This window comes from Methylobacterium sp. Leaf469 (genome assembly GCF_001424745.1).
GTDB lineage: Bacteria > Pseudomonadota > Alphaproteobacteria > Rhizobiales > Beijerinckiaceae > Methylobacterium.
Genome location: NZ_LMRE01000046.1, coordinates 13,591 through 40,512, shown reverse-complemented (window position 1 = coordinate 40,512; position 26,922 = coordinate 13,591). Strand labels below are relative to the sequence as shown.

The following is a 26,922-nucleotide window of genomic DNA, read 5'->3' as shown; positions in this document are numbered from 1 at the left end:
ATTCACACCGATTCGTGACCGGACACGGTGGCGGCGGCGCGCGTTCTCTCCTGGAATTCCTCCAGACGAGAGAACCATGGGCGAGACCTACCTGCGCTATCACGACGGCATCGAGACGCCGAAACCCGACGAGGATGCGGTGATCGACAAGATCATCGCCTCGATGATCCGCGAGAGCGGGACCACGGCGAAGCGCTACGGCCACGCCGTGCGTGCCTCCCACGCCAAGGTCAGCGGCGTGGTCGTGGGCGAGCTGCACATTCCAGACAACCTGCCGCCGGAACTGGCGCAGGGCCTGTTCGCCAGGCCCGGCACCCATCCGGTAGTGGTGCGATTCGCCCAAGGCCCCGGCGAGCTCCTCAAGGATTCCGTGTCCACCCACCGCGGCATGGCCATCAAGGTGTTCGGCGTCGAGGGCGAGAAACTCCCGGGTCACGACGCCCCGACGCAGGACTTCGTCCTCGCCACCGGCCCGGTCTTCCCCAACCCGGACGCGGCGGGCTTCCTCGGCAGCATGAAGCAGCTCGAGCTCGGCACCAAAGCGCCGGAAGATGTGAAGGTCATCGTCTCGAAGATGGCCCAGGCCGCCAACACCCTAGTGAAGACCTTCACCGGCAAGGACACGCCGATCTTCGACTTCTTCGGCCACGCCCCGAAACATCCCCTGGCCGAGCCGTATTACAGTCAGGCGGCCCTGCGGTACGGCGACCACGTCGCCAAGCTCGGCGCCTTCCCGGCGACGGCGGCCCAGGGCGCCCTGGCCGACGCGACCCTCGACCCCGGGGCGGACCCGGACGTGTTCCGCCATGCCGTGACGGCGCAGTTCCGCGAGGCCGAGGCGGTGTTCGAGATCCGGGTCCAGCTCTGCACCGATCTCGACGCCATGCCCATCGAGGACGCCTCGAAGGAATGGTCCGACACGAAAAGCCCCTATCGCACGGTGGCCCGCCTCGTCTTGCCTGTGCAGGTGGCCGACAGCCCGGCGCGCCTCGCCTACGCCGACGATGTGCTGGGATTCCGCCCCGCCCATAGCCTCGCCGCGCACCGGCCGCTCGGCTCCCTCATGCGGGCACGCCTCAAGACCTACGCGGCCCTCTCGCGCTTCCGGCACGAGCGCAACGCCGTGTCCGAGGTGGAACCCCGGGGAATCGCTGACGTCCCGGCCTGAAGACCGCCGGGCCGGCGCCGCATGGGACGGGCGCCGGCCCGGCATTTGTGACTCGCGAAGACCCGCGCTAGAGCGGGGGCACCATGTCCCACAACACCTTCGGCCACCTCTTCCGCGTCACCACCTTCGGCGAGAGCCACGGCGTCGCCCTCGGCTGCATCGTCGACGGCTGCCCGCCCGGGGTGCCCATCGAGGCCGCCGATATCCAGGCGGAGCTGGACCGTCGCAAGCCCGGCCAGTCGCGCTTCACCACTCAGCGGCGCGAGCCCGATCAGGTCCGCATCCTCTCGGGCGTGTTCTCGGACGACCGCACCGGCGGCCGGCAGCTCACCACCGGCACGCCCATCGCCCTGGAGATCGAGAACACCGACCAGCGCTCGAAGGATTACTCGGAGATCCGCGACAGCTACCGGCCGGGCCATGCCGACTACGCCTACGACGCCAAGTACGGCATCCGCGATTACCGCGGCGGCGGACGCTCCTCGGCCCGCGAGACCGCCGCCCGCGTCGCCGCCGGGGCCATCGCGCGCCGGGTCCTGCCGGACGGCGTCGTCATCCGTGCCGCCCTGGTGCAGATGGGCCCGCACGCCGTCGACCGGTCGCGCTGGGACTGGGACGAAGTCGCCCGTAACCCGTTCTTCTGCCCCGATGCCGGGACGGCGGCGTTCTACGAGACCTACCTCGATGAGATCCGAAAGGACGGCTCGTCCATCGGCGCGGTGATCGAGGTGGTGGCCGAGGGCGTGCCGCCCGGCCTCGGCGCGCCGATCTACGGCAAGCTCGACGCGGATCTCGCCGCCGCGATGATGTCCATCAACGCCGTGAAGGGTGTCGAGATCGGTGACGGCTTCGCGTCCGCTGCCCTGCGCGGCGAGGACAACGCCGACGAGATGCGCTCGGGCAATGCCGGCGCCCCCACCTTCCTCGCCAACCATGCCGGCGGCGTGCTGGGCGGCATCTCCACCGGCCAGCCGATCGTCTGCCGATTCGCCGTGAAGCCGACCTCGTCGATCCTGACGCCGCGCATGAGCGTGACCAACGACAACCGGGACGTCGACCTCGTCACCAAGGGCCGCCACGACCCCTGCGTCGGCATCCGCGCCGTACCGGTGGCCGAGGCCATGATGGCCTGCGTCCTTGCCGATCACTATCTGCGCCACCGGGGGCAGGTGGGCGAGCGGGCCTGAGCCCGCCCCACCCCGCCGTACCCGCCATCGTGATTCCGAGAGATTTGCCCGTGCCCCACACCCATGTCACGCAGGCCATCGAGGCCTATGCCCGCGGCGAGATCGTCGTGGTCACCGACGACGACGATCGCGAGAACGAGGGCGATCTCGTCGTCGCCGCCTCCCTCTGCACGCCGGAGAAGATGGCCTTCATCGTCCGCAACACCTGCGGCATCGTCTGCGCGCCCCTGACCCGGGCCGAGGCCAGGCGCCTGCGCCTCGATCCCATGGTGGCGGCCAACGATGCGCCGCTGGGCACCGCCTTCACCGTGACGGTGGACGTGAAGCACGGGCTCACCACCGGCATCTCCGCCGAACAGCGCTGCAACACCGTACGGGCGCTCGCCAACGGCAACATGGGCGAGTCGGACTTCGTACGGCCCGGCCACGTCTTCCCCCTCATCGCCAAGGATGGCGGCGTGCTCATGCGCTCCGGCCACACCGAGGCGGCCGTCGACCTGTGCAAGCTCGCCGGTCTCCCGCCCGTCGGCGTGATCTGCGAGCTCGCCAACGACGACGGCACCGTGATGAAGGGCCCGCAGATCACGGCCTTCGCGGACACGCACGATCTGAAACGCGTCTCGGTGGCCGACCTCATCGCCTACCGGCAGGCTCGTGAAAAGCTGGTCGAGCGCGTCGGGACCTTCCCGGTGACCACGGAGGCGGGCGTGATGACGGGCTACGCCTACACCACGCCATTCGAGACCGTGCAGCAATTCGCTTTCGTGTACGGCGACATCGGCGACGGGCGCGACGTGCTGGTGCGCCTGCACCGCTCCAACGTGGTGGCCGACGTGATCGAGGGCGGCCGGCAGATCGAGGCGGTGAAACGCCGCTTCGTCCAGGAAGGCCGGGGCATCCTCGTCTACCTTCGCGATGGCTCGGCGGGTGTTCCGCTCCAGTCCTATGCCGAGGAGGGCGCGGAGGCCCAGCGCGTGCGGGCCTGGCGCGAAGTCGGCCTGGGCGCACAGATCCTGCGCGACCTCGGTGTCGTCTCGATCCGGAACCTCGCGACCTCGTCGCGGGCCTATGTCGGTCTGTCGGGCTTCGGGATCGAGTTTTTGGGGGACGAGCGCCTGGAGGGGTAAGATGCCGTGAGGTCATCCTGAATCACCACAGGGAAGCGCAACACGGAGAAAGGCCGGATCGCAGCCTCGTCCGCCGTGATCCGGCGGACGCTCACCGCCCCATCAGCGCGTCCACGTGCGCAGCCACAGACAAGCCCAGGCCCTTGAGGCTGTAGCCGCCCTCCAGCACCGAGACGACGCGCCCACCCGCGTGCTTCTCGGCGATCTCCATGACCCGGCGCGTGGCCCAGCCGAAATCCGCCTCGTCGAGCTGGATATGGGCCAGGGGATCGAGGCGGTGGGCGTCGAACCCCGCCGAGATCACGATGAGGTCGGGGGCGAACGCCTCCAACCGGCGCAGGATGCCGGCCTCGAACACCTCCCGGAAGCGCTCGCTGCCGTCGCCGGCGCGCAGGGGCACGTTGACGATGGTGTCGTGGTTGCCGCGCTCCGAGGCGGCGCCCGTGCCGGGATAGAGCGGCATCTCGTGCGTCGAGGCGTAGAGGACGCTCGCGTCGTCCCAGAAGATGTCCTGGGAGCCGTTGCCGTGGTGGACGTCCCAGTCGATCAGGGCGACGCGGGAGGCGCCGTGCGCCTGCCGCGCATGGCGCGCCGCGATGGCCGCGTGGTTGAACACGCAGAAGCCCATGGCCTGCATGCGCTCGGCGTGGTGGCCGGGCGGACGCATGGCCACGAAGGCGTTGCGGCACTCGCCCTTCATCACCGCGTCGACGGCATGGACCGCCCCGCCGACGCCGCGCAGGGCCGCCTCGATGGTGCCGGGCGACAGCAGGGTGTCGCCGTCGATCTGGACGAAGCCTTCGCGCGGGGCGGCTTCGATGAGAGCCTGCACGTAGGGTACGGGATGGACCAGGGTCGGCACCGCCGCGTCGGCGAGGGGGGCGAGCCCACGCACGAGGCCGGCGAATCGCTCGTCCTCCAGCACCCGGTCCACGGCGCGGATCCGCTCGGCACTCTCGGGGTGCCCGGCCGGCATGGCGTGGTCGAGGGCAGCGGGATGGCTCACGTAAAGCGTCGTCACATCATCCCTCCCGAGCGGATGCCCGCCGTTGTCGTTGCGTTGAAGCAACAGGCGATGCAATTGCGCCACGTCTTCGTCGCGTGACCCTACGTTGGGATGCGCGCTCGGGTTAGGTTGCGCAAGACCTCATCAACCAAGTTCCTCATCAACCAAGTTTGTGTCGCGCCGGATTTTCGGCACGACGCGGGCATGCCAACAGGCCCGTTCCATGCGCCCACTTCCCCTCCTGGCCGCCCTCGCGTGCGCGCTCTCCCTGACCGCCTGCAACACGCAGACCGCCAACGTCGCCGCGCCGGGGGTGACCCAGACGGCCGCGGCGACGCCGGCCGCCCTCACGGGCGAGGCGCGCGACAAGGCGTGGATGAAACTCGCGCCCACTGCCGTCATCGACCCGAAGATCGCCCGCGCCACCGTCGATTACCCTAGCCGGGAAGCGCCCGGCACCGTGATCGTGGTCACGAAGGAGCGCCGGCTGTACTTCGTGCTGCCCGACGGCAAGGCTGTGCGCTACCCCGTGGCGGTCGGCCATGCGGGCATGGCCTGGGCCGGTACGGCGGAAGTCGACCGCAAGGGCGAGTGGCCGGACTGGAACCCGCCCCCCGAGATGCTGGCGCGCCGGCCCGATCTGCCCAAGCGCCTCGAAGGCGGACCGACGAGCCCGATCGGGGCGCGTGCCCTCTACCTCGCCGAGGGCAAGAAGGACACGCTGTTCCGCATCCACGGCACCAACGAGCCCGAGAAGATCGGCCAGGCGGTCTCGTCCGGCTGCATCCGCATGCTCAACGACGACGTGGTCGACCTCTACGACCGCGTGCCCATCGGCTCGAAGGTCATCGTGCGCTGATCGCACGGAGAGCGCACCGCCATCCGCCCGACGGGCGTCCGCGTCCCTCGGGTTTAGACATCTTTCGATAAGTCTCATTCGTGATCAGGCTTTAACCTGAACGTCGATTCAGATTTGGCCGTTAACTACTTGAAGCCTCCCGGCCCGCATAGTCCAACCATAGACACGGGCACAGACCGGCAAAGTCGAGACCGGAGAGGAATCAAGTCATGATCAACCATTCGCTGCAGCTCTTCTGCAACCGTACCGTCGCCGCCGGCCGGATCACGGCCGCCGACGTCCAGGCTCTCGCCCGCGACGTGCTGCCGGACGGCTTCCTTACCCGCGACGAGGCCGACATGCTCATCGCCCTCGACCGGGCCGTGCCGCAGATCGATGCCGCCTTCGGCCCCTTCCTCATCGCGTCCATCGTCGATTTCGCAGTCTGGGGCGAGCGGCCCACGGGCACCATCGATGCCGGCACCGCCCGCTGGCTCGCCGCCTCCCTGCGCAACGGCACCGGCCCGACGCTCCTCGCCGGTCAGATCGCCCAGGCCGTGGTCCGCGAGGCCCAGTCGTGCGACGAAGCCCTCATCGCCTTCGCCCTGGAAGCCAACCGGCGCCGCGCCGCGGAGCCGGCCCGGATGGAGTTTCTCGCCGCGGCCTGAGAGGTCCTGCGGCGCGAACCTCCTGCAGCGCGAACGACCGGGGCAAGCTCCGGGCGCGCCGGGCGAGCACCGAACCGAAGAAACCCCGTCGTGCCGGGCCGGTCAGCTTTCCGAAGTCGGAGAACTGCTTTAACGGGAACGAGCTTGGGCGTCCCGCGCGCCCCGACCTTTCCTGACCGACCAGAGTGCCGGACCGATGTTCGAGAAGATCCTGATCGCGAACCGTGGCGAGATCGCCTGTCGCATCATCAAGACCGCCCGCCGCATGGGCATCAAGACCGTGGCGGTCTACTCGGACGCCGATCGTGACGCGGTGCACGTCGCCATGGCGGACGAGGCCGTGCATATCGGCCCGGCCCCGGCGGCGCATTCCTACCTGCTCATCGACAAGATCATCGACGCCTGCAAGCAGACCGGCGCCCAGGCCGTGCATCCGGGCTACGGCTTCCTGTCCGAGCGCGAAGCGTTCCCGCGTGCCCTCGAGGCCGCCGGCATCGTCTTCATCGGCCCGAACCCGCACGCCATCGCAGCCATGGGCGACAAGATCGAATCGAAGAAGGCCGCCTCCGCCGCCAACGTCTCCACGGTGCCGGGCTTCCTCGGCGTCATCGAGAGCCCGGAGCACGCCGTCACCATCGCGGACGAGATCGGCTATCCGGTCATGATCAAGGCGTCGGCCGGCGGCGGTGGCAAGGGCATGCGCATCGCCTATTCCTCCGACGAGGTCGCCGAGGGCTTCGCCCGCGCCAAGTCCGAGGCCGCCTCGTCCTTCGGCGACGACCGGGTCTTCGTCGAGAAGTTCATCACCGATCCGCGCCACATCGAGATCCAGGTGATCGGCGACAAGCACGGCAACGTGATCTACCTCGGCGAGCGCGAATGCTCGATCCAGCGCCGCAACCAGAAGGTCATCGAGGAGGCGCCGTCGCCGCTCCTCGACGAGGAGACACGGCGGAAGATGGGCGAGCAGGCCGTGGCTCTGGCCAAAGCCGTGAACTACGACTCCGCCGGTACCGTCGAGTTCGTCGCCGGCCAGGACAAGTCGTTCTACTTCCTCGAGATGAACACCCGCCTGCAGGTCGAGCACCCCGTCACCGAGATGATCACCGGCCTCGACCTCGTCGAGATGATGATCCGCTCGGCCTACGGCGAGACGTTGCCCCTGGCGCAGACGGACGTGAAGCTCAACGGCTGGGCCGTCGAGAGCCGCGTCTACGCCGAGGATCCCACCCGCAACTTCCTGCCCTCCATCGGCCGCCTCACCACCTACCGGCCGCCGGCCGAGGGTCGGTTCGGCGACGCGATCGTGCGCAACGACACCGGCGTGGAGGAGGGCGGCGAGATCGCGATCCACTACGATCCGATGATCGCCAAGCTCGTGACCTGGGCGCCGACCCGGGCGCAGGCCATCGAATCACAGGGCGAGGCGCTGGACGCCTTCGCCATCGACGGCATCCGCCACAACATCCCGTTCCTGTCGGCCCTGATGGCTCATCCGCGCTGGCGCTCGGGCAACATCTCCACGGGCTTCATCGCCGAGGAGTTTCCCGAGGGCTTCTCCGCCCCCGAGCCCAGGGGCGAGATCGCCCAGGTCATGGCGGCCGCGGCCGCTGCCATCGATCACAAGCTCAACGAGCGCAAGCGCGGCATCTCGGGCCAGATGCGCGATCCGGCCCTGCTCCACTTCGAGCGCGACCGTGTCGTGATCCTGGCGGATGCGTCCTATCCGGTGACCGTCGATGCGGTGGGCGGCACGCTCATCGTCACGGGCGAGGACGGCACCACCTGGACCGTGCAGAGCGAGTGGCGCCCGGGCGAGCCCGTGTGGCAGGGCGAGATCGCCGGCAAGCGCGTGGCGATGCAGGTGCGCGGCCTCCTCAACGGCGTCGCGCTCCAGCATGCGGGTGCGGCGGCGCAGGCCCGGGTCTACACCCGGCGTGAGGCCGAACTCGCCGCCCTGATGCCGGTGAAGGTCGACGCCGGCTCGGGCAAGCAGGTGCTCTGCCCGATGCCCGGTCTCGTCAAGGCGATCCTGGTGCGTGAAGGCCAGGAGGTGAAGAACGGCGAGCCGCTCGCCATCGTCGAGGCGATGAAGATGGAAAACGTGCTCCGGGCAGAGCGCGACGCCACCGTCTCGAAGATCGCGGCGAAGGAGGGCGACAGCCTCGCCGTCGATGCGGTGATCCTCGAATTCGCCTGACGCGGCGCGGCCCTTGCCGCTCTACTTCGCCTACGGGGCCAACATGGACGCGGCCGCCATGGCGGCGCGCTGCCCCGGCTCGCGCCTGATCGGGCAGGGCCGGCTCAACCGCCACCGCTTCATCGTCATGCGCGAGGGCTACGCCTCGGTGGTGCGTGATCCACGCGCCACCGTGTGGGGCGTGGTCTGGGAACTCGCGCTGGCCGACGTGCCGGCGCTCGATCGCTACGAGGGGGTGGCCGGCGGCCTCTACATCAAGGCCTACCAGCCCGTCACCCTGAAGGGCGGAGCCAAGCGTGCCCTGATCTATCTCGGCGGCAGCGCCGCTCAGGGAGCACCGCGTCCGGGTTACCTCGAATCGGTCCTGGCGGCGGCGGATGCGGCGCAGCTGCCGACCCCTTACATCGCCGAACTGCGCGGCTGGCTGCGGGGCCGAGCCGCCTGACAGGGGCATTGCCATGAGCCGGATCAGAACCGTCGAGGCGATCATCCACGGCCGCGTGCAGGGCGTCGGCTACCGGTTCTGGACCAAGGGCGGAGCCGAGCGCCTCGGCCTCTCGGGCCACGTCCGCAACCGGCCCGACGGCACAGTGGCGGCGACCTTTTCGGGGGAGGCCCACGCCGTCGCGGCCATGCTCGCCGCTTGCCGGCAGGGGCCTCCAGGGGCACGCGTGACTGAGATCACCGAGGCGGAGGGACCGGTCCCGGTGGCGGGCTTTCAGATCCTGCACGACTGAAACGGCCGCACGGGCCCGACCCTGGACAGGGAGCGGCCATCCGGGCTAGCGCCGGAGCGGTCGCGATCGGCCCGGCATCAGGCGCACCCGATGATCACGGCGGACTTCTCCTACCTCGATTTCGCGGCCCTGTGCTTCTTCGTGGCGGCCTGGGCCGGCTACGGCATGGCGGTCTCGCGGATGCGGGGCCGGCGCACGAGCCTGAGCCAGATCATGAACCGCCAGCGCGAGGTCTGGGCGGAGCAGCTCATCCACCGCGACAACCGGGTGGTGGACACCACCATCAACGCCTCCCTCCAGAACGGTACCGCGTTCTTCGCTTCGACCTCCCTCATCGCGCTCGGCGGAGTCCTGACCCTGTCGCGCTCGGGCGACGACGTACTGACCCTGTTCGGGGCGCTGCCCTTCGGCGCCGTCGCCACCCGGACGACCTGGGAAATCAAGGTCGCGGGGCTGGCGGTGGTGTTCATCTACGCCTTCTTCAAATTCTCCTGGGCCTACCGGCTGTTCAATTACGGGGCGATCCTGCTCGGCGCGGTGCCGCCCAAGGGCTCCAGCGCCAGCATGGCCGAGATGGAACTCGCCGCGCGGCGTGCCTCCGCGATGAACATCGCGGCCGGGTCCCATTTCGCGCGCGGGCAGCGGGCGTTCTTCTTCGCGCTCGCCTATCTCGGATGGTTCGTGAGCCCGGTTCTGCTGTTTCTCACCACGACGGCGGTGGTCTGCGTGATGTGGCGACGTCAGTTCAGTTCGAAAATTCGCGCCGCCCTCCTGGCGCAGGACGACGGGACAGGGCAGGGGTTGGACCCATGACCAATCCGAAGAAACCACCCCGCAAGACCGCCATCGCCCGGATCGCCGCCGCAAAAGCCCTCAAGGGCAAGAAGGCCGCTGCCAAGAAGGCGAGCGAGGCACCTGGCACCAAGGCGCCGCCGGCCCCGAAGGCGGCAGCCCCACCCCCCCCCGCGCCATCGGTCCGCAAGGGCCCCAGCGAGGAACTCATCGCCGAGACCATCCTGCGCCTCCTGGCCGAGCGCGGTCCCGGCAAGACCGTCTGCCCCTCGGAGGTTGCCCGCGACATCGGCGGCGCCCAGCCCGAAGTGTGGAGCCCGATGATGCAGCCGGTGCGCCGCATCGCCGTGCGGATGACCAAGGCCGGTCAGATCGCGATCATGCGCAAGGGCAAGCCCGTGGAGGATGTCGACGATTTCCGCGGCATCTACCGGCTGGCGCTGCCAGCGGCCGACGTCGATTCGGCCGGAACCGACGAAGCCTGAGGCGCCGGCATCCAGGCGTCGGTGTAGCCGGCGAGCCGATAGACCACGAGGCCGATCCACTCCTTGACCACGACATCGAGGAGGGCGAGCCCGTCGGAGGCGAAGCTGTTGAAACGCACCGCGTCGCGCGGCCCGGCGGTGCGGTAGTCGACGGGATAGGCGGCCACGGTGAAGCCCGCCGCGCGGAAACACCCGACGGCGCGCGGCATGTGCCAGGCCGAGGTAACGAGGAGCCAGCGCTCGCCGGGCTTCGGCTTGACGAGATCGGCGGTGAAGGCGGCGTTCTCGCGGGTGTTGCGCGAGCGGTTCTCCAGGATGAGACGGGTGCGCGGCAGGCCGAGGCCGTCGGCGGTGCGGCCGACGATTTCGGCTTCCGACACCTCGCCCGGCCGCAGCGCGGCGCTTCCGCCCGTGAAGGCGAGACGCGCGTCGGGATACCGCCGGGACAGATCGATGAGGGCGAGCTGGCGTTCCCCGGCGTCGTTGACGACGAACTGGTCGCGCGCCGTCGACAGGCGCGTCTCGACGCCGCCGCCGAGGACCACGATGCCGGTGACCGGGGTTCCGTCGTCGACGAAAGCCGGGAACCGATCCTCCAAAGGCAAGGCGACCCAGAGGGCGAGGGGCGAGAAACCGGCGACGAGAAGCCCGAGGCCCGCCGCCCCGGCGAGCACACGTCCGAAGCGACGCCAGCGCCCGACGGTCATGAGGAGCATCCCGGCGACCACGGCGAGAATCAGCGCGTTGGACGGCGTGATGACGAAGAAGATCAGCTTCGAGAGCGGAAAGAACATGGCGCGGGAGCGGCCTTCAGGGGAGGGAACGCGAGACCCGGACCGGCCTCATGCCTCAGGGATCGGCGGGTAGGCATGGACACGACCCTGCGGATCCTCGACCCGCCAGCCGGCCGCCGTGGCGCGGAGGTAGTCCGGCCCCACCGGCACCTTGCCGTGGCCGCCGGGGATGTCGAGGACATAAAGCGGCTGGGCGAGGCCCGACAGCCGGCCGCGCAGATGCCCCATGAGGGCGCGCCCCGCATCGAGATCGGTGCGCAGGTGGCCGGTGCCGGGCGCGAGATCGCCGTGGTGGAGGTAATACGGCTTGATCCGATGCTCCACGAAAGTCCGCATCAGCCGGCCCAGGGTGTCGGGGTCGTCGTTGACGCCGGCGAGCAGCACGGTCTGGCTCACCATGGGAATGCCGGCATCGACGAGGCGGGCGATGGCCGCCGCCGCCGCGGGGGTGAATTCGCGCGGGTGGTTGGCGTGGAGCGCCACGAACACCGCGCCGCCGAACTGCTTCAGGGCCGCGACGAGGCCGTCGGTCACGGTCGCGGGCTCGACCACGGGGACGCGGGTGTGGAAGCGCAGCACCCGTACGTGCGGGATTTCCCGCAGCGCCGAGGCGATCCGGGCCAGCCGCCGCGGCGAAAGGGCGAAGGGGTCGCCGCCCGTGACCACCACTTCCCAGATCTCCGCCCGACCGGCGATATAGGCGAAGACTGCATCGAGTTCGGCGTCGCTCAGGGTGCCGAGCCCGTCGGGGCCGACCCGCTCGCGGCGGAAGCAGAATCGGCAATAGACCGGGCAGACATGGAGCGGCTTCAGCAGCACCCGGTCGGGATAGCGGTGGACGAGGCCGGCGAGCGGGCTGTGGGCGTCGTCGCCGATGGGGTCGGCATCCTCCTCCGGGCGCGTCGCGAGTTCCTCCGCCCGCGGCACGAACTGGCGGGCGATGGGATCGTGGGGGTCGGCCGGATCGATGAGGTCGGCGAGATCCGGCGTCACCGACACGGCGTAGCGGGCGGCCACGGCCTCCAGGGCGGGGAGGGCCGCGGCGTCCACCAGCCCGGCCCGCGCGAGGTCGGCGGGGCTCTTCAGGGGGCGGTTCACCGGCGCCCCCCGGTGACGGGCGTCCACAGCACATCCTCGATATGAGGCGCGCCGACGGCGAGCATCACCAGCCGGTCGAGGCCGAGCGCGATGCCGCTGGCCTCGGGCATGAGGGCGAGGGCGGCGAGGAACGCCTCGTCGATGGGGTAGCGCTCGCCGTAGACTCTCTCCTTCTCGTCCATCTCCAGGGTGAAGCGGCGGCGCTGCTCGGCCGGATCGGTGAGTTCGCCGAACGCGTTGGCGAGTTCGACGCCGCAGGCGTAGAGTTCGAATCGCTCGGCCACGCGCGGGTCGCGGGAGCTCGGCCGGGCCAGCGCCGCCTCGGACACCGGGTACTCGCACAGGATCGTCGGGCGCCCGATGCCGAGACCGGGCTCGATGCGGGCGACGAGAACGCGGCTGAAGAGGTCCGCCCAGGTGTCGTCCTCCGCCACCCGCAGGCCCGTTGCCAGAACGGCCGCCGCGAAGGCATCCCGATCCGTCGTTCCGTCCGGCGCGACGGTGGCCAGGAGATCGATGCCGACCTCCGAAAAGGCCTCGGCCAGGGTCACGCGCCGGAAGGGTGCGAACGGGTCGGCCTCGCGGCCCCGGTAGGCGAGGCGCCGGGTGCCCGCCGCCTCGGCCGCCAGAGCCAGCACCTCGGCGCAATCGCGCATGAGTTCGGTGTAGTCCTCGCCCGCCCGATACCATTCGAGCATCGTGAACTCGGGGTGGTGCAGGGGGCCGCGCTCGCGGTTGCGGAACACCCGCGCGAAACTCACGATCCGACGTTCGCCCGCCGCCAGCAGGGTCTTGCAGGCGAATTCCGGGGAGGTGTGCAGATAGAGCGGATGGCGCACGCCATCGGGACCGAGGATCTCCGTCGCGAAAGCGGAGAGGTGTGCCTCGTTACCGGGCGACACCTGAAGGCTGGCGGCCTCGACCTCGATGAAATCGGCCGCCGCGAAATGGCCCCGCAGGGCGGCGGTGATGCGGTTGCGCGCCATCAGGGCCGGACGCCGGTCGGCGTGGCGGTCCGGATGCCACCAGGGGGAGGGAGCGGTCATCGCCGGTGCCATATCACGGGCGGCCGGGCGTCTCCACGTCTCAAGGCCTTCCTTCCATCCTCCACCCGGTCCTGCGGCTGGCAACGGGGGCACGGATAGGGTAGTGGCGGAACGACGATGTCGCTCCCGCGGACCCGAACCGCGCCGGGGCGACCGACCCGTTTCTCGAGACACGAACAGGACCTGACCCCGTGAAGGTGATCGCTTCCACGCTCCGCAAGGGCAACGTCGTCGACAAGGATGGCAAGCTCTACGTCATCCTGACGATCGAGAACATCCACCCGGGCAAGGGCACCCCGGTGACGCAGCTCGACATGCGCCGCATCACCGATGGGGTGAAGGTGTCCGAGCGCTACCGCACCACCGAGTCGGTGGAGCGCGCCTTCGTCGAGGACCGGGAGCACACCTTCCTGTACGAGGACGGCGAGGGCTTCCACTTCATGAACCCCGAGACCTACGATCAGGTGGCGATCCAGAAGGACGTGATCGGCGATGCCGCGCCCTACCTTCAGGAGGGCATGAAGGTGATGGTCTCGATCCACAACGACGTGGCGCTCACCGTCGAGCTGCCCCAGCGCGTCACCCTCGAGATTACCGAGACCGAGCCCGCCATGAAGGGCCAGACGGCGTCGTCGTCCTACAAGCCGGCCATCCTGTCGAACGGCGTGCGCACCGCCGTGCCGCCGCACATCGCCGTCGGCACCCGCGTCGTCATCATGACGGAAGACGGGTCCTACGTGGAGCGCGCCAAGGATTGAGGCGTCATGGCGCCGGGGCCGTGCCCTCGGCGGCTTCGTAGCAGCCCTGCGACAGGGCCTGCGCCCTCGCCCGCTCGGCGACCGTGAAGGTCCGCTGCGCCTGCGCCCATAAACCGTCGCGGCGGAACGCGCCGACGACGCAGCGCGCCGCGACCCGACAGGCCGCGGCCTCGCCCCCGGTCGCGACGCAGTTGCGGGCATAGACCGTCCGAAACTCCGCCTCACCGGCGCGCGGATGCGGCCCGGTGAGGGCGGCTATGCCGGAGAACAGGGCCAGCAGCACGGGCTGGTGGACGAGGTAGACGGCGAGGCTGTGTCGCCCCGCCCAGGCGGTCGCCCGCCCGGGCCCCCGCACGGCCCGCCAGCGGCCGAGGCGGGTCTTCGCCAGGCGCGGTCCGCCGAGGCGCCCGGCGACGATCCCCACGAGGACCAATCCGAACCACGGGAACAGCGGCACGTAGTCGTTGGTCTGCGGCAACGTCTTGCCGAGGCCGAGGAAGAACAGGACCGGGCTGTCGAGGGCGCTCCCGTCCGCCAAGCCCCACCCCGCAACACCGGGAGCCGCGATCACCAGGGCGGCGCAGACAGCCGTGACCACGGCCGGGGCGAACAGGAACGGCAGGGCGAGCACGCTGGCGACCGCGATGCAGTGCAGGATGCCGAAGAACACGTAGCTCCCGGGAAACAGCAGATAGGTGGCGACCGTGACGGCCAGCGCCGCCCCGCCGATGCGGGCGAATCGTGTCAGCACCGCCCGTCGCCGGATGCCGGTGCCATGGGCGAGCACGAGGCCCGCCCCGACGAGGATCAGGAAGCTGCCGGCGATGAGGTGGGCGGCGATCCGGCCGGGCGGCGTGAGCGCGTAATTCTCCGGGGTCAGCCGGAGGTACCCGAGATCCCAAGTGGCGTGGTAGGCCGCCATCGCCGCGAGCGCCAAGCCCCGGGCGACGTCGAGGGCGTCGATCCGCATCCGCGGGGGCGGAACGAGAGCCGCGTCGGAACCGGAAGGGGAGGGAGCCATGCCGCTCGCCGTACCATCGAACCGGCGCCCCCGCGATCCCCTGTGGCACCGGCACCCGCGTCCCGAACAATGCAACATGGATCAACCCGGCGGGTGATCAATTAGGCTTCCGGAAGGTGACGACTTCGTTAATCTCCCTTCCGGATCGCGTGGCGTGATTCGGGTGTGGGTTGCTGAATGTCGGACGATTTCGGGGCGGGCTCCTACGGGGGGCATTCGGCTGACACGCACGCGGATGCCCGCTCCGGCGAAGGCCTGGGTGGCGAGGTCCAGCGCCCCCTCGACCTCATCGAGGTCGCCGGCCGCATCAAGTGGTTCGACGTCGCCAAGGGCTTCGGCTTCATTGTTCCCGACGACGGGACGGCCGACGTGCTGCTGCACATCACCTGCCTGCGCCGCGACGGCCATCAATCCGCCAGCGAGGGCGCGCGCGTCGTCGTCGAGGCCACGGAGCGGCCGCGCGGCTGGCAGGCGTTCCGGGTGATCTCCCTCGATCAATCCACCGCCCTGCACCCGTCCGAACTGCCGATGCCGCGTACCCATGTGAGCGTCACGCCGACGAGCGGACTCGAGACGGCCGTGGTGAAGTGGTTCAACCGCCTGCGCGGCTTCGGCTTCCTCAGCCGAGGGGACGGCACGCCCGACATCTTCGTGCACATGGAGACGCTTCGTCGCTACGGCATCGCCGAACTCAAGCCCGGCGAGACCGTTCTCGTCCGCTACGGCGACGGCTCCAAGGGCAAGATGGCGGCGGAAGTCCGCTTTCCCGACGGTGTGCTGCCCGCCTCCCACTGACACCGCCCGCCACCGACGAACCTTCGATCGACGATCGTCCCACCGAAGATTTTGCCACCGAAGATTTTGCCACCGAAGATTTTGCCACCGACGAATGAGTACCGCGTTGTCGAATATGCCCGCCTTCCTGCGTGCGCTCTGCGCCGTTCTGTTCCTCGGCTCGGGCCTTCAGGCCGTACCCGCGCAGGACGCGGCCTCCGGTCCGACCGAACCCCTCACCATCGCATCCCGGAACGGGCGCCACGCCTTCGCCGTGGAGGTGATGCGCACGGATGCCGACCGTTCGCGCGGACTGATGTATCGCCGCACCATGGCGCCAGACCACGGCATGCTGTTCGACTTCCAGGCCGTCGCCCCCGTGGCCATGTGGATGAAGAACACCTACCTGCCCCTCGATATGGTTTTCATCCGCCAGGATGGATCCGTTGCCCGCGTCGCGCAGAACACCGAACCGCTCTCGACCAAGGTCATTCCCTCCGGCGAGCCGGTCCTGTCCGTGCTCGAGCTCAATGCCGGCACCACCGCGCGGCTCGGCATCCACGCCGGTGACCGTGTCGAGCATCCCCTGTTCCGTAAACCCTGACGCCTCAATCGAACACAACAAGAACATCGCTTGACGCTCGATTCGATTCGAGCCAATGTTCCCTCATTGTTCTAAACGACGCGCCCTTCACCGACCGGGTGATTCGCGTGGCGCCGATGGGGGACATCATGATCAGCCTGCATCCGGACGAGACCCGAGTCACCGCCGAAGTCCCGTTCGAGAACGCCGAATGGAGCGTTTCGCCGGAGGGACTGGAGCATCGCGCCAGCGGTTATTTCATCGCCCGCGATCTGCTCGCCATGCGTCGGGGCGACCTATGGGAATGGCCGCTTCACCTTTCGGAAAAGAGCTGGTGCCGAGCCCTTCCGTTCCGTGAAGCGTTCCTCGCGGCGCTCAGAGCCTTCGAGATCCCCCGGGACGCGGGTCTCAGTGCCTCCTTTGCGACCGGCTTCGGTCTGAAGGCCGGCCAGGGTCCCGCGAAAGCAGCCGACGATTTCGTGGCCCTCGGCGATGTGCTCCGCCCCAAGGGCCGCAAGCAGGCGGATACGCGCAACAAGCAGGTGGATGCGCGCAAGCGGAGCGTTTCGCCCCAGATCCGCGGCGGGCACCGACGCAACGGTACGCCGGTGCCGTATCGTGCGGTCGAAGCCTCCCCCCAACGCGCCGCTTACTGAAGCACGTTGTTCTCCGGTCGCTTGGCCCTAGATGCGGGTCGAGGACTGGAGAACGACATGAAACAGGATCGCGAAGGCGGAACCGGCATTACGGGCGGCCTCGAAGGCATGCTGACGCCGCCCTTCTCCCGGCGTGGCTTCGTCATGACGAGCCTGATCTCCGGGCTCACCCTCGCGACCACCGCCGTCGAGGCGCAGATGATCCATACGGACGCAAGCGGTCTCGTGGCGGGCGAGGTCCAGATCCCCGCAGGCGACGGCCCGATGCCAGGCTACCGCGCCATGCCGGAAGGACAGGGACCGTTTCCGGTCATCCTCATCATTGAGGAGATCTTCGGCGTCCACGATTACATCAAGGATATCTGCCGGCGCCTCGCAAAGGCCGGCTACTGTGCGGTGGCGCCCGAATTGTACGCGCGTCAGGGCGATCTCTCGACCATGACGGACGTCAAGGTGATCGTTCGGGACGTGATCTCGAAGACGCCCGACGCACAATGGATCGCCGATCTCGATGCCTCCGCCGCCTGGGCCGTCGCGGCGTCGAACGGTGACGCGTCACGACTCGCGACGATGGGCTGGTGTCGGGGTGGGCGCGGTGTCTGGCTCTACGCCGCCCATCGACGCGACCTGAAGGCCGGTGTGGCCTGGTACGGCGCGCTCGGCGGTGAGCGTACGGCCCTGCAACCCCGCACGGCGGACGATGTCGCGGGAGAGATCAACGCGCCGATCCTCGCCCTCTACGGCGGCGCGGATACGGGGATTCCCGTCGCCTCCGCCGAGGCAGCGCGCGACAAGGCCCGGGCGGCGGGCAAATCCGTCGATCTCGTGGTCTACCCGGACGCCCCGCACGGCTTTCACGCCGATTACCGGCCAAGCTATCGCCGAGAGCCTGCGGAGGATGGATGGACGCGCGCTCTGGCGTTTTTCAAGGCGAAAGGCGTGTGACGACTGCAGAGGCTGTGCGACGTGATTGACGGGAAGTGCGGCACAGTTGCTGCATCGACCAAAAAAGCGCCCCGTTCGACGCCCGCAGGAACGACACATTCACCGGGTAGTTCACAGTTCTGGCAATACGAGGATCGGCCCGCCATCCTGGCTTGAAGAGCGTTCCGGACCCATGAGTGCTGCACCTCCGTCGGACGCACGCCCCGTCATTCTCGTCGTCGAGGACGAACCCGACGAGCGCTACCTCGCGGCCGAGATGCTGGAAGAGACCGGTTTCCGGGTGATCGAAGCCGAGACCGCCGAGCGCGCCCTGGCGATTCTCCAGGATCGCGGCAACGAAGTCAGCGTGGTGTTCTCGGATGTGCGGACTCCGGGTCCCATCGGGGGGTTCGAGTTGGCTCGTATCATCGGGGTCACCTGGCCTCGGGTGCGCGTGCTTCTCACGTCGGGCGACGCCGGCGACCAGCCGAGCGATCTGCGGATGTCTGCGACCTTCATTCCGAAACCATGGCGCGCCGAAGACATTCTCGCCTGGGTGCAGGAGGCGGCCGGTCGGTCCGCCGAGACGCAGACCGGGCCCGACGTCATCGGACTCGGCTGGCCCGAGACCAAGATCATCGTCGGTAAAGTGGAAACTTGAGGACATACGGATCGTCCGGGTCGGTGGCGTGAGGACAGATCCTCACTCGTGCATCGGATTCGAGGCGAGGCATCGCGGTTCACCGCCGGACGTGACGATCTTCGGGTCTAAAATTGTCTGTCTAGATTTGCCTGATCCGGCCCGACGAGTTCGGATACCCCAACGAGTGCGGCGGGAATGCCGCACTCGTTGGGAGGTTTTGCCCCAGCGTCGCACGCATCCCGCGATCTGCTATGTCTCGACCAGCGGTCCGCTGCCGTTCCGAATTCGCCCGTCGAGCACGCCATGCGCCTGAATGTCCGCCCCGGCCTCATCGCCGCCTGCCTGTGCAGCCTTGCTGCCCTATCCAATCCCGCGTCGGCCGCTGCTCCACCGGTGCAGCCGATGGAGGGGCCGGGCAGCGTCGGTGATCGCACGGCCACCATCGTCAAGCGGGCCCTCGGCCGGGCCAGCGCCGCGACGTTCGTCTTCCACAAGGCCGGGGCCGCGCCTGCCGAAGGGCGGCCCGTGGCCATCTTCCTCCACGCCTGGGGCGCACCGAACCCGCAGGCCTACGGCTCTTGGATCGATCACCTCGCTCGCGCCGGCTACCTCGTGGTGTTCCCACGCTTCCAGGAGATCAATCGGACGCGACCGGCCGACGCTTCCGCCAATGCGGCCCGCCTGATCAAGTCTGCGCTGTCGGACCTCGCCGGCGATGCCGACGCCAAGCCGGACGAGAAGCGCATCGCCCTCATCGGCCATCTCGCCGGGGCACCCATCGCCGCCAACATCGCCGCCGACGCGGCCGGTCAGGGCCTCCCCACCCCGCGTCTCGTCTTCGCGATCATGCCGGGTGGCATCGCCAGCGACGCCAAGGCACGCGGCATCGTCCTGCATGATCTCTCGAAGATCGCGCCCGAAACCCTCGTGGTCACCGTGATCGGCGATCGCGATGCCCGCGCGGCGGATCTCGCGGCGCGTCGCCTCTTGCGGGAGGCGAGCGCCGTGACACCCGAGCGCAAGCTGTTCCTGCGCGCCCTGTCGGACGATCACGGATTCCCCGCCCTCACCGCGACCCTAGCCTCCCCGGCGGGTGCGGACGCCGCCTATGACGGCGGTGCCCTGAAGCTGCCCCCCGATCCGCCGCGCGACCCGAAGCAGCCGGGCCCTCCGTTCAAGTGGACGCCGGACATGGCCCTCACGGGCGAGCAGACCACCCTGGTCGCGCAGATCAACAACGCCCGGACGGACAGCCTGGACTATCTTGCGTACTGGAAAACCTTCGATCTTGCGGCCGCGGCGGCCTTCAACGGTGCCGATGCACAAACCTTGAAGAGCAACCCGCGGTTCAGCGACATGGAGCGTTGGGCCGACGGCTGGCCGGTCAAGCGTCTCGTCATGGAAACGCCGCGGCTGACACCACATCCGGCCCCCGTCGCCGCTCCGGCGGCAGCGGCGCGCGCCAAGCCGACCCCCCGCCGGCCCTGATTCCCGCACGATCTCGCACCGGTGGCCTCGATGAAGCTCTTCCATTCGCATTTCTCGCCGTTCGTGCGGAAGGTCATGGTCGTCGCCCATGAACTCGGCCTCGCCGAGCGCATCGAACTCCTACCCAGTGCCGCCCACCCGACGAAGCGGGACACCAATATCCTGGCGCTGCACCCCCTGGCCCAGGTCCCGACCCTGATCGCCGACGATGGACACGCCATCGCCGACAGCCGCGTGATCTGCGAGTACCTCGATGCGCTGGGCGGCGGCATGTTCCCCGCGCCCGGCCCGGCACGGTGGCTTGCCCTCAACGACCAGTCCACGGCGGACGGCCTCCTCGATGCCGCGCTGCTCATCCGCTACGAACTGACCGTACGAGAGGAGGGCGAACGTTCGAGCGCGTGGATCGCCGGACAGACGGCCAAGATCGAGAGCGCGCTGGATACGTTCGAGGCCGGCGTCGCGGCCCTGGCCGACCGCATCGATATCGGCACCATCGCAGTCGCCTGCGCGCTGGGCTACCTCGATCTGCGCTTCCCGGATCTGGCTTGGCGCCGGCGCAGCCCGGCCCTCGCCGCCTGGTTCGAAGGCTTCGACGCGCGCGCGTCCATGCAGGCGACACGACCGCCGGTGGCCTGACCCCCGGCGTCACGGCACGGGGAGACACTGGCGCAAGCCTTGCGACGCAGCATCCGGGTCCACCGGACGAATCGCCATGCCCGATTTCCTCGCCACCCTCCTGGCAGCCCTGGTGTTCTGCCTCGGCCTGATCGCGCTCAACGCCCTGACGCGGCTGGCCCTGCAGTGGCAGGTGGCGCCGACGGACCTCGCCGAGAACGGCATGCTGCAGTACGGTCTCGCCGCGGCCGCCGCCGTGACGGTCTGGTCGCGGACCGTCCGACCCCGGATCGCCTGACCCGTCCGATCGGGCGCACCCGAGCCGGTCGCCCGATCGCCGGTCGCTCGGGCGCGAGTTGGACGCGCGACGCGGTCGCGCGTCCAACTCGAGTCGTCGATCCTAGAAGTAGGACTTCAAGGTCCCGCGGCGGCGCACGTCGAGGGTGGCGCAGTGGAACGAGCCGCCGAACGGGCCGTAGGACAGGAACGGCGCCGGGATCGGATCGAATCCCCAATCCTTGAGCGCCTTGATCAGCGTCGGCTGGCTCTGGTCGACGACGATCTTCTTCTCGTCGATGGCGAGCACGTTGATCGAGGTCCAGGGCGAGCACATGGAGATCTTGCTCATGAAGCCCTCGACGGGATCGGGGCGCGGCGCGATCAGGATGTCCCACGTCTTGAGCACGGCCGGCAGCTTCTCGACGTCGATGTAGTCCGGGTTCACCAGCACCTTGCCGGGTGCGAGCGGCATGAACGAGGAGTCGATGTGCATCGGCTGCGGGCAGCGGCTCTCGATCTCGTGGATGCGGAAACCCGGACCGAGGTGGCGGCGCAGCCACTCGATGCCCATGAGGTTGGTGACGTTGGAGCGGGTCACGAACAGGTCGCGGCCGCAGCGGACGAAGTCGGCGGCGTCGAATACCGGCTCGAACTCGTTCACGGTGAACTGCATCGGCTCGCCGGCCTTCAGGTTCGGCACCCGATAATCGTAGTTGTACAGTTCGTCGGTCAATTGCGGGCGGGGAGCCGAGGTCCAGCGCGCCCCATTGCGAAAATATTCCTTGAAGAGCGCGCGGTAGGCATCGCCCTCGAAGTAGCGCGAGCGCCAGCACATCGGGCTCTCGATGATCTCGTCGCCGATCACGAGGTACGGGTCGCGCGGACACGCGACGCAGAAGCCGCGCGAGGACCAGCGCGGCGCGCGGAACTTCTTCGAGAAGTCGATGCTGTCGGGGCGGCGGATCTTCACGCCCTCGCCGGCGAGGATCGAGATGAAGTTGTCGAGCTCCTGCTGAGCGAGCTTCTTCATGAACTTCGGATAGCGGAAGCCGGACGCGAAGCGGTAGAACGGCTGGGCGGCCCGCGGCAGGTTGAAGATCACCGTCAGGTGGTGTGTCGGAATGGTCGCACCGTCGAGGCTTCCGACGATGACCTCCTCCAGGGGGTCCCACTCGTTCCAGGCCATCACCGGCGAGGACGGCTTCGGCGTTCCCGGCATGGCGAGACCGGCGGTGGCATAGCGGTCGCCACGACCGTCCTGATCGACGGCCTCGCCCGTCGTGATGTGTGATTCGCGGTCCATGATCCGTACCCCTGTCGCGCGTCCTGCGGGTGATTTTCGGGGCTTCGCCCCCCTGCCGCTTTGGTCCGCACTGTGTCTATCGGGTGATAGACAACGGTTCCCAAAGCTGCAACTTCCGATGACGTTCATCGCTTCCGGCGGTCTTCTGACCCGGAAACACGGCGGGATTTCAGCAGAGATCGGCCGAACCGACGTCCGAAAGGGGACCATGAAGCGTTTGACGACCTTGGCCCTGATCGTTGGTCTCTGCACCGTCGTCGGTCTGTTCCTGTCCTCGGGCCTCGAAGACGTTGCGGCCGCCGTGGTCAGCGCCGGATGGGGCGCCCTCGTCGTCGTGCTCGCGCGCGCCGTGGCCGTCGCCTGGGCGGGCTTCGGCTGGTTCGTGATCTTCCCACGCTTCGAACGCCCGTCCCTGCGCGACAGCGTTGTCCTTCGCTTCGTGCGCGAGGGCATCAACACCCTGCTGCCCGTGGCGCAGGTCGGGGGCGACTTCGTCGCCGCCCGGCTCCTGACCAAGCGTGGCGTCACGGGGGGCGTCGCCGGGGCCAGCATGTTCGTCGATCTGATGACCCAGGCGGTCACGCAGTTCCTGTTCACCGTGGCCGGCGTCGCCCTGCTCGCCTGGCTCGCCGGAGACGGGCCCATCGTCCGCACCGTGGCCGGCGGCCTCGCCGTCGCCGCACCGGCGCTCGCCGCGTTCTATCTCATCCAGCGCCGCAGCGGTCACAAGGTGATCCAGGGGCTGGTCAGCCGCTTCGCCGGCTCGCGCGAGTGGCGCGCGCTCGGCGCCATCGACGTGCTCTACGATGCCCTGAAGCGTCTCTACGGAAATCACGGCCGGGTCGCGGGCGGCATCGGCATCCACCTCGTCGGCTGGCTCATCGGCACCATCGAGGTCTACGTCTGCCTGCATTTCATGGGCTATCCCGTGAGCTTCTTCGAAGCGGTGGTGATCGAGAGCCTGGCGCAGGCGGTGCGCGGCGCGGCCTTCGCCGTACCCGGGGCGCTGGGTGCTCAGGAGGGCGGCCTCATCGCGCTCTGCGCCATCTTCGGCATCCCGGCCGAGGCGGCACTGGCCCTCTCCCTCGTCAAGCGCCTCGCCGACCTCCTCGTCGGAGTTCCTGGCCTCCTCGCGTGGCACGCCCTCGAGGGCAAGGCCGGACCGGCTCCGGAGAGCGGCGAAGCGTTGCCGGCCCGTCACGCTCCGCCCCAGACCGCTCCCATGGGCGTTCCCTACGGCAACGATCGCGGCACCACGCTTCTGCGCCCCGTGGACGGCGAACTGGGGGAGCTGAAGAAGTGCGCCTGATCCCCGTTCTCCGCGCCAGCCTCGTCGCCGCCCTGCTGTCGCTCGGCGCGCCCGCACAGGCGGCCGACGACTTGGCGGTGGGTGCCGTCCGCACCCTCTACGGCAGCTTCGAGAGCGCCCTCAAGGACGGGCCCGGCGACGTCCGCACCCGGGCCGCCGCCATCGGCCCGACGCTCACCGAACGCATGGATTTTCCCGCCATGGTGCGTGTCGCCGTCGGCCCGAAGTGGAACGGATTCACCCCCGAGCAGCAGGGTGCCCTGACCGACGCCTTCGCCCAGTATTTCATCGCCACCTACGCCACCCGACTTCGGCAGGCCGCCGGCGGGACTTTCACGGTGAAGCCCGAGAGCGAGGCGCGCGGCGCGAACCGGCTGGTCCAGAGCGAGGCCGCCAACGCCGATGGTGATTCGTCCCAGGTCGATTACCTCGTCGGACCGGGCAACCGCATCCAGGACGTCTATCTCAACGGCAACGTCAGCGAGGTCGCATCCCTGCGCGGCAGCTTCGCGGATCCCCTGAAGGCGGGCGGTGCCGACGGGCTGCTGCATTTCCTACGCGAACGCACGGCCGGCATGCTCACCGTCAAACCGGCGCCTTAGAGTCCGGCCACAGCCGGTCTCACCACCGACGTCTTGATCTTCGCGCCGCCCCCTCGCGGCACTCTCACGAGCCCCGTGACCGAGCGATGCCCCCATGGAATTGATCTGGCTCTCGCACCTGTTGCTGCTACTCGCGCTCGCGGGCTGCCTCTACGGTCTGACCGCCGCGGCTCTCGCCGGCCGGTTCGCCCGGCGCCCGGCGCCCGTCCTCGTGGGCGCGGCGCCGTCGGTGACGATCCTCAAGCCGCTCTGCGGCATGGAGCCGAACCTCTACGAGAACCTCGAGACTTTCTGCCAGCAGGCCTATGCCGGCCCCGTGCAGGTGGTGTTCGGCGTCCAGAATGCCGCCGACCCAGCCATCCCCGTGGTGCGCCGCCTGGCGCAAGCCTATCCTGCCCTGCGCCTCGACCTCGTCGTCGACGCGCGCCAGCACGGCTCCAACCGCAAGGTCTCGAACCTCATCAACATGTCGGGCGAGATCGCCCATAGCGTGGTGGTGCTGGCCGACAGCGACATGGTGGTGAAGCCGGATTACCTCACCCGCATCGTCGCCGAGCTGGGCCAGCCCGGCGTCAACGGCGTCACCTGCCTCTATCACGGCGTGCCGGCGCACCGGGGCATCTGGGCCCACTTGTCGGCGCTGGCCATCGACGTGCAGTTCCTGCCCAACGTGGTGATGGGCACCTCCCTCGGGCTCGCGAAGCCCTGCTTCGGCTCCACCATCGCCTTCACGGCGAAGGCGCTCGCCGAGATCGGCGGGTTCGAGGCGTTCCGGGACGATCTCGCCGACGATTACGCCATCGGCGAAGCCCTGCGCGCCGGCGGCGGCCTCGTGGCGATCCCGACCTTCACCATCGGCCACACCTGCGTCGACACCGAGCTCTCCGGCCTGTGGAGCCACGAGCTCCGCTGGAACCGAACCATCCGCAACGTCGATCCGGCGGGCTACGCCGGCTCCATCGTCACCCACGCCTTCCCACTCGCCCTCATGGGCGCGCTGATCCCGGGGGCGGGCACCAACGCCCTGGTGGTCGCCGCCCTGGCGCTCGCATGCCGCATCGTCCTGTGCGTGCGCCTCGAGCGAGCCTTCGGGCTCGCGTCGCACCCGTACTGGCTGTTGCCGATCCGCGACATCCTCTCGTTCATGAACTTCGCCTGGAGCTTCGTCTCGGGTGCGGTGACATGGAAGGGCCACGATTATCGGGTGGTTGCGGATGGCACACTGATCCCCGAGCGAAGCCTCGGCCACGATGCTGGTGCATCCTCGCTCTGATCTTCGCTTCTAGCTTCCCGCCCGCCCCCGTTCCTTTCTCGCTGAGGCCTCGAACCCCATGCGCACCCTCTTCCTGCAGGCTCCCACCTTCGACGGCTTCGACGGCGGCGCCGGCTCCCGCTACCAGGCCAAGCGCGAGATCAAGTCGTTCTGGTACCCGACCTGGCTCGCCCAGCCGGCGGCCCTGGTGCCGAACTCGAAGCTCATCGACGCGCCGCCGCACAACATCAAGCTCGCCGAGATCGTGGCTCAGGCCAACGACTTCGACCTCGTGGTGCTCCACACCTCGGTGCCGTCGTTCAAGTCCGACGTGAAGACCGTCGAGGCGCTGAAAGCCGCCAACCCGAAGCTCATCGCCGGCCTCATCGGCGCCAAGGTCGCGGTCGACGCCGCCGGCGCCATGGCCCAGGCCCCGTGCATCGATTTCTGCGCCCGCAACGAGTTCGACTTCACCGTCAAGGAAGTCGCCGACGGCACCCCGATGTCGGAGATCAAGGGCCTGTCCTACAGGGACGCCAACGGTGTCGTGATCCACAACGTCGATCGCGAGATCATGACGGACATGGATCAGCTGCCCTTCGTCACGAGCGTGTACAAGCGCGACCTGCAGATGGAGAAGTACTTCATCGGGTACCTGAAGCACCCCTACATCTCGTTCTATTCCGGCCGTGGCTGCAAGAGCCGCTGCACCTTCTGCCTCTGGCCGCAGACCGTCGGCGGCCACACCTACCGCACCCGCTCGGTCGCGCACGTGATCGAGGAGATCAAGTACTGCCTGAAGGAGTTCCCGCAGACGAAGGAGTTCTTCTTCGACGACGACACCTTCACCGACAATCTTCCTCGTGCTGAAGAAATCGCGCGCGAATTGGGCAAGTTGGGCGTGACCTGGTCGTGCAACGCCAAGGCGAATGTGCCGCGCGAGACCCTGAAGGTCCTCAAGGAGAACGGCCTGCGTCTGCTCCTCGTCGGCTACGAGTCCGGCAACCAGCAGATCCTGAACAACATCAAGAAGGGCATGCGCGTCGAGGTGGCCGAGAAGTTCACCAAGGATTGCCACGACCTCGGCATCGCCATCCACGGCACCTTCATCGTCGGTCTGCCCGGCGAGACCCGCGAGACGATCCAGGAGACCATCGCGTTCGCCAAGCGCATCAACCCGCACACCATCCAGGCGTCCCTGGCGGCCCCCTACCCGGGTACCTTCCTGTACAAGCAGGCGGTGGAGAACGGCTGGCTCGACATCGCCAATGCTGAGCTCGTCGACGAGAACGGCGTGCAGATCGCGCCGCTGCACTACCCCCACCTGTCGCATTCCGAGATCTTCGCGGCGGTGGAGGAGTTCTACCGGAAGTTCTACTTCCGCGCTCCGAAGATCGCCTCCATCGTCTCCGAGATGGTCCGCTCGCCCGACATGATGAAGCGCCGCCTGCGCGAGGGCGTCGAGTTCTACCGCTTCCTCAAGGAGCGTCAGGGCACCGCCAAGGCCGCGTAAGCAGCTCAGGTCATCGACCGATCGCGGCCGGGCCCAAAGCCCGGCCGTTCGCG

Annotated in this window: 29 protein-coding genes; 23 read left to right on the top strand and 6 right to left on the bottom strand. The window is 68.8% G+C overall.

Translation table 11 applies throughout. From position 1 onward, the window contains the following. Window positions 1-76 precede the first annotated feature (76 nt). From ASG60_RS21245 to ribB, 3 genes are all read left to right on the top strand, one after another. Window positions 77-1,168, top strand: coding sequence for a catalase family protein (locus ASG60_RS21245; RefSeq protein WP_056387770.1), 1,092 nt, complete (start codon window positions 77-79; stop codon window positions 1,166-1,168). Window positions 1,169-1,251: 83 nt separating this feature from the next. After that, entirely contained in the window at window positions 1,252-2,355 is a 1,104-nt protein-coding gene (gene aroC / locus ASG60_RS21240; protein ID WP_056303513.1) for a chorismate synthase, read from the top strand. Between the two features lie 50 nt (window positions 2,356-2,405). After that, a complete protein-coding gene (gene ribB / locus ASG60_RS21235; RefSeq protein ID WP_056174811.1) occupies window positions 2,406-3,482 on the top strand; it encodes a 3,4-dihydroxy-2-butanone-4-phosphate synthase in 1,077 nt (358 codons plus the stop codon). 91 nt (window positions 3,483-3,573) lie between these two features. Here the strand turns inward: ribB and ASG60_RS21230 are convergent, their stop codons facing one another. Further along, on the bottom strand, window positions 3,574-4,503 hold the full coding sequence (locus ASG60_RS21230; RefSeq protein ID WP_056175080.1) for a histone deacetylase family protein: 930 nt from the start codon (window positions 4,501-4,503) through the stop codon (window positions 3,574-3,576). A gap of 208 nt (window positions 4,504-4,711) precedes the next feature. Between ASG60_RS21230 and ASG60_RS21225 the strand changes: the two genes are divergently transcribed. The 7 genes from ASG60_RS21225 (at window position 4,712) to ASG60_RS23670 (ending at window position 10,208) form a co-directional block, all read left to right on the top strand. Then, entirely contained in the window at window positions 4,712-5,347 is a 636-nt protein-coding gene (locus ASG60_RS21225; RefSeq protein WP_056261804.1) for a L,D-transpeptidase, read from the top strand. A gap of 209 nt (window positions 5,348-5,556) precedes the next feature. Then, complete coding sequence (locus ASG60_RS21220) at window positions 5,557-5,994, top strand: hypothetical protein (RefSeq protein ID WP_056261806.1); 438 nt, start codon at window positions 5,557-5,559, stop codon at window positions 5,992-5,994. 196 nt (window positions 5,995-6,190) lie between these two features. Beyond that, window positions 6,191-8,194 (top strand): acetyl/propionyl/methylcrotonyl-CoA carboxylase subunit alpha, encoded by a 2,004-nt coding sequence (locus tag ASG60_RS21215; RefSeq protein ID WP_056387766.1) that lies wholly within the window; start codon window positions 6,191-6,193, stop codon window positions 8,192-8,194. 13 nt (window positions 8,195-8,207) lie between these two features. Next, the gene (locus ASG60_RS21210) at window positions 8,208-8,639 is read left to right on the top strand and encodes a gamma-glutamylcyclotransferase (protein WP_056387763.1); all 432 of its coding nucleotides are present in this window, start codon (window positions 8,208-8,210) and stop codon (window positions 8,637-8,639) included. 13 nt (window positions 8,640-8,652) lie between these two features. Then, a complete protein-coding gene (locus ASG60_RS21205; RefSeq protein ID WP_056387761.1) occupies window positions 8,653-8,931 on the top strand; it encodes an acylphosphatase in 279 nt (92 codons plus the stop codon). A 90-nt stretch (window positions 8,932-9,021) separates the two neighbouring features. Further along, window positions 9,022-9,744 (top strand): DUF599 domain-containing protein, encoded by a 723-nt coding sequence (locus ASG60_RS21200; protein ID WP_056387759.1) that lies wholly within the window; start codon window positions 9,022-9,024, stop codon window positions 9,742-9,744. 188 nt (window positions 9,745-9,932) lie between these two features. Beyond that, the gene (locus tag ASG60_RS23670) at window positions 9,933-10,208 is read left to right on the top strand and encodes a DUF3253 domain-containing protein (protein WP_056175082.1); all 276 of its coding nucleotides are present in this window, start codon (window positions 9,933-9,935) and stop codon (window positions 10,206-10,208) included. On the opposite strand, the gene ASG60_RS21190 is transcribed toward ASG60_RS23670, so the two are convergent. The 3 genes from ASG60_RS21190 to epmA are packed head-to-tail and all read right to left on the bottom strand — an operon-like array spanning window position 10,151 to window position 13,146. Next, window positions 10,151-11,002 carry a YdcF family protein gene (locus ASG60_RS21190; RefSeq protein ID WP_056387757.1) on the bottom strand — a complete coding sequence of 284 codons (852 nt, stop codon included), beginning with the start codon at window positions 11,000-11,002 and terminating at the stop codon, window positions 10,151-10,153. The genes ASG60_RS23670 and ASG60_RS21190 overlap by 58 nt on opposite strands. A gap of 48 nt (window positions 11,003-11,050) precedes the next feature. After that, window positions 11,051-12,100, bottom strand: a complete 1,050-nt coding sequence (locus tag ASG60_RS21185) for a lysine-2,3-aminomutase-like protein (protein WP_056387875.1) — start codon at window positions 12,098-12,100, stop codon at window positions 11,051-11,053. Then, complete coding sequence (gene epmA, locus ASG60_RS21180; RefSeq protein WP_056387871.1) at window positions 12,097-13,146, bottom strand: EF-P lysine aminoacylase EpmA; 1,050 nt, start codon at window positions 13,144-13,146, stop codon at window positions 12,097-12,099. The genes ASG60_RS21185 and epmA overlap by 4 nt, the downstream gene beginning before the upstream one ends. Window positions 13,147-13,337: 191 nt before the next feature. Between epmA and efp the strand changes: the two genes are divergently transcribed. After that, window positions 13,338-13,904 (top strand): elongation factor P, encoded by a 567-nt coding sequence (gene efp / locus ASG60_RS21175; RefSeq protein WP_056174827.1) that lies wholly within the window; start codon window positions 13,338-13,340, stop codon window positions 13,902-13,904. A 4-nt stretch (window positions 13,905-13,908) separates the two neighbouring features. Here efp and ASG60_RS21170 read toward each other — a convergent pair whose 3' ends face one another. Beyond that, the gene (locus tag ASG60_RS21170; RefSeq protein WP_056387754.1) at window positions 13,909-14,925 is read right to left on the bottom strand and encodes a heparan-alpha-glucosaminide N-acetyltransferase; all 1,017 of its coding nucleotides are present in this window, start codon (window positions 14,923-14,925) and stop codon (window positions 13,909-13,911) included. Window positions 14,926-15,102: 177 nt separating this feature from the next. Between ASG60_RS21170 and ASG60_RS21165 the strand changes: the two genes are divergently transcribed. The 8 genes from ASG60_RS21165 to ASG60_RS21130 all read left to right on the top strand — a co-directional run bounded on the left by ASG60_RS21165 (window position 15,103) and on the right by ASG60_RS21130 (window position 20,909). Beyond that, window positions 15,103-15,720 (top strand): cold-shock protein, encoded by a 618-nt coding sequence (locus ASG60_RS21165; protein ID WP_056174832.1) that lies wholly within the window; start codon window positions 15,103-15,105, stop codon window positions 15,718-15,720. 115 nt (window positions 15,721-15,835) lie between these two features. Further along, the gene (locus tag ASG60_RS21160) at window positions 15,836-16,303 is read left to right on the top strand and encodes a DUF192 domain-containing protein (protein WP_244472899.1); all 468 of its coding nucleotides are present in this window, start codon (window positions 15,836-15,838) and stop codon (window positions 16,301-16,303) included. 128 nt (window positions 16,304-16,431) lie between these two features. Next, entirely contained in the window at window positions 16,432-16,938 is a 507-nt protein-coding gene (locus tag ASG60_RS21155) for a hypothetical protein (protein ID WP_156398977.1), read from the top strand. Window positions 16,939-17,046: 108 nt separating this feature from the next. Continuing rightward, window positions 17,047-17,883, top strand: a complete 837-nt coding sequence (locus ASG60_RS21150) for a dienelactone hydrolase family protein (RefSeq protein WP_056387869.1) — start codon at window positions 17,047-17,049, stop codon at window positions 17,881-17,883. A 172-nt stretch (window positions 17,884-18,055) separates the two neighbouring features. Continuing rightward, window positions 18,056-18,523 carry a response regulator gene (locus ASG60_RS21145; RefSeq protein ID WP_056358093.1) on the top strand — a complete coding sequence of 156 codons (468 nt, stop codon included), beginning with the start codon at window positions 18,056-18,058 and terminating at the stop codon, window positions 18,521-18,523. Window positions 18,524-18,808: 285 nt separating this feature from the next. Continuing rightward, on the top strand, window positions 18,809-19,993 hold the full coding sequence (locus tag ASG60_RS21140) for a hypothetical protein (protein WP_056387752.1): 1,185 nt from the start codon (window positions 18,809-18,811) through the stop codon (window positions 19,991-19,993). Between the two features lie 30 nt (window positions 19,994-20,023). Continuing rightward, a complete protein-coding gene (locus tag ASG60_RS21135) occupies window positions 20,024-20,632 on the top strand; it encodes a glutathione S-transferase (RefSeq protein WP_056387749.1) in 609 nt (202 codons plus the stop codon). 76 nt (window positions 20,633-20,708) lie between these two features. Next, window positions 20,709-20,909, top strand: coding sequence for a hypothetical protein (locus ASG60_RS21130; RefSeq protein ID WP_056303532.1), 201 nt, complete (start codon window positions 20,709-20,711; stop codon window positions 20,907-20,909). Between the two features lie 102 nt (window positions 20,910-21,011). Here the strand turns inward: ASG60_RS21130 and ASG60_RS21125 are convergent, their stop codons facing one another. Continuing rightward, window positions 21,012-22,193, bottom strand: a complete 1,182-nt coding sequence (locus ASG60_RS21125) for a hypothetical protein (RefSeq protein ID WP_056387746.1) — start codon at window positions 22,191-22,193, stop codon at window positions 21,012-21,014. Between the two features lie 208 nt (window positions 22,194-22,401). On the opposite strand from ASG60_RS21125, the gene ASG60_RS21120 reads away from it, so the two are divergent. The 4 genes from ASG60_RS21120 (at window position 22,402) to hpnJ (ending at window position 26,869) form a co-directional block, all read left to right on the top strand. Continuing rightward, a complete protein-coding gene (locus ASG60_RS21120) occupies window positions 22,402-23,502 on the top strand; it encodes a flippase-like domain-containing protein (protein ID WP_056387744.1) in 1,101 nt (366 codons plus the stop codon). Next, window positions 23,493-24,104, top strand: coding sequence for an ABC transporter substrate-binding protein (locus tag ASG60_RS21115; protein ID WP_056387741.1), 612 nt, complete (start codon window positions 23,493-23,495; stop codon window positions 24,102-24,104). Before ASG60_RS21120 ends, ASG60_RS21115 begins: the two co-directional genes overlap by 10 nt. A 94-nt stretch (window positions 24,105-24,198) precedes the next feature. Beyond that, window positions 24,199-25,377: a bacteriohopanetetrol glucosamine biosynthesis glycosyltransferase HpnI gene (gene hpnI / locus ASG60_RS21110; protein WP_056387738.1), complete on the top strand. Its 1,179-nt coding sequence runs from the start codon at window positions 24,199-24,201 to the stop codon at window positions 25,375-25,377. Between the two features lie 58 nt (window positions 25,378-25,435). Continuing rightward, a complete protein-coding gene (gene hpnJ / locus ASG60_RS21105) occupies window positions 25,436-26,869 on the top strand; it encodes a hopanoid biosynthesis associated radical SAM protein HpnJ (protein WP_056094321.1) in 1,434 nt (477 codons plus the stop codon). Window positions 26,870-26,922: the final 53 nt, after the last annotated feature.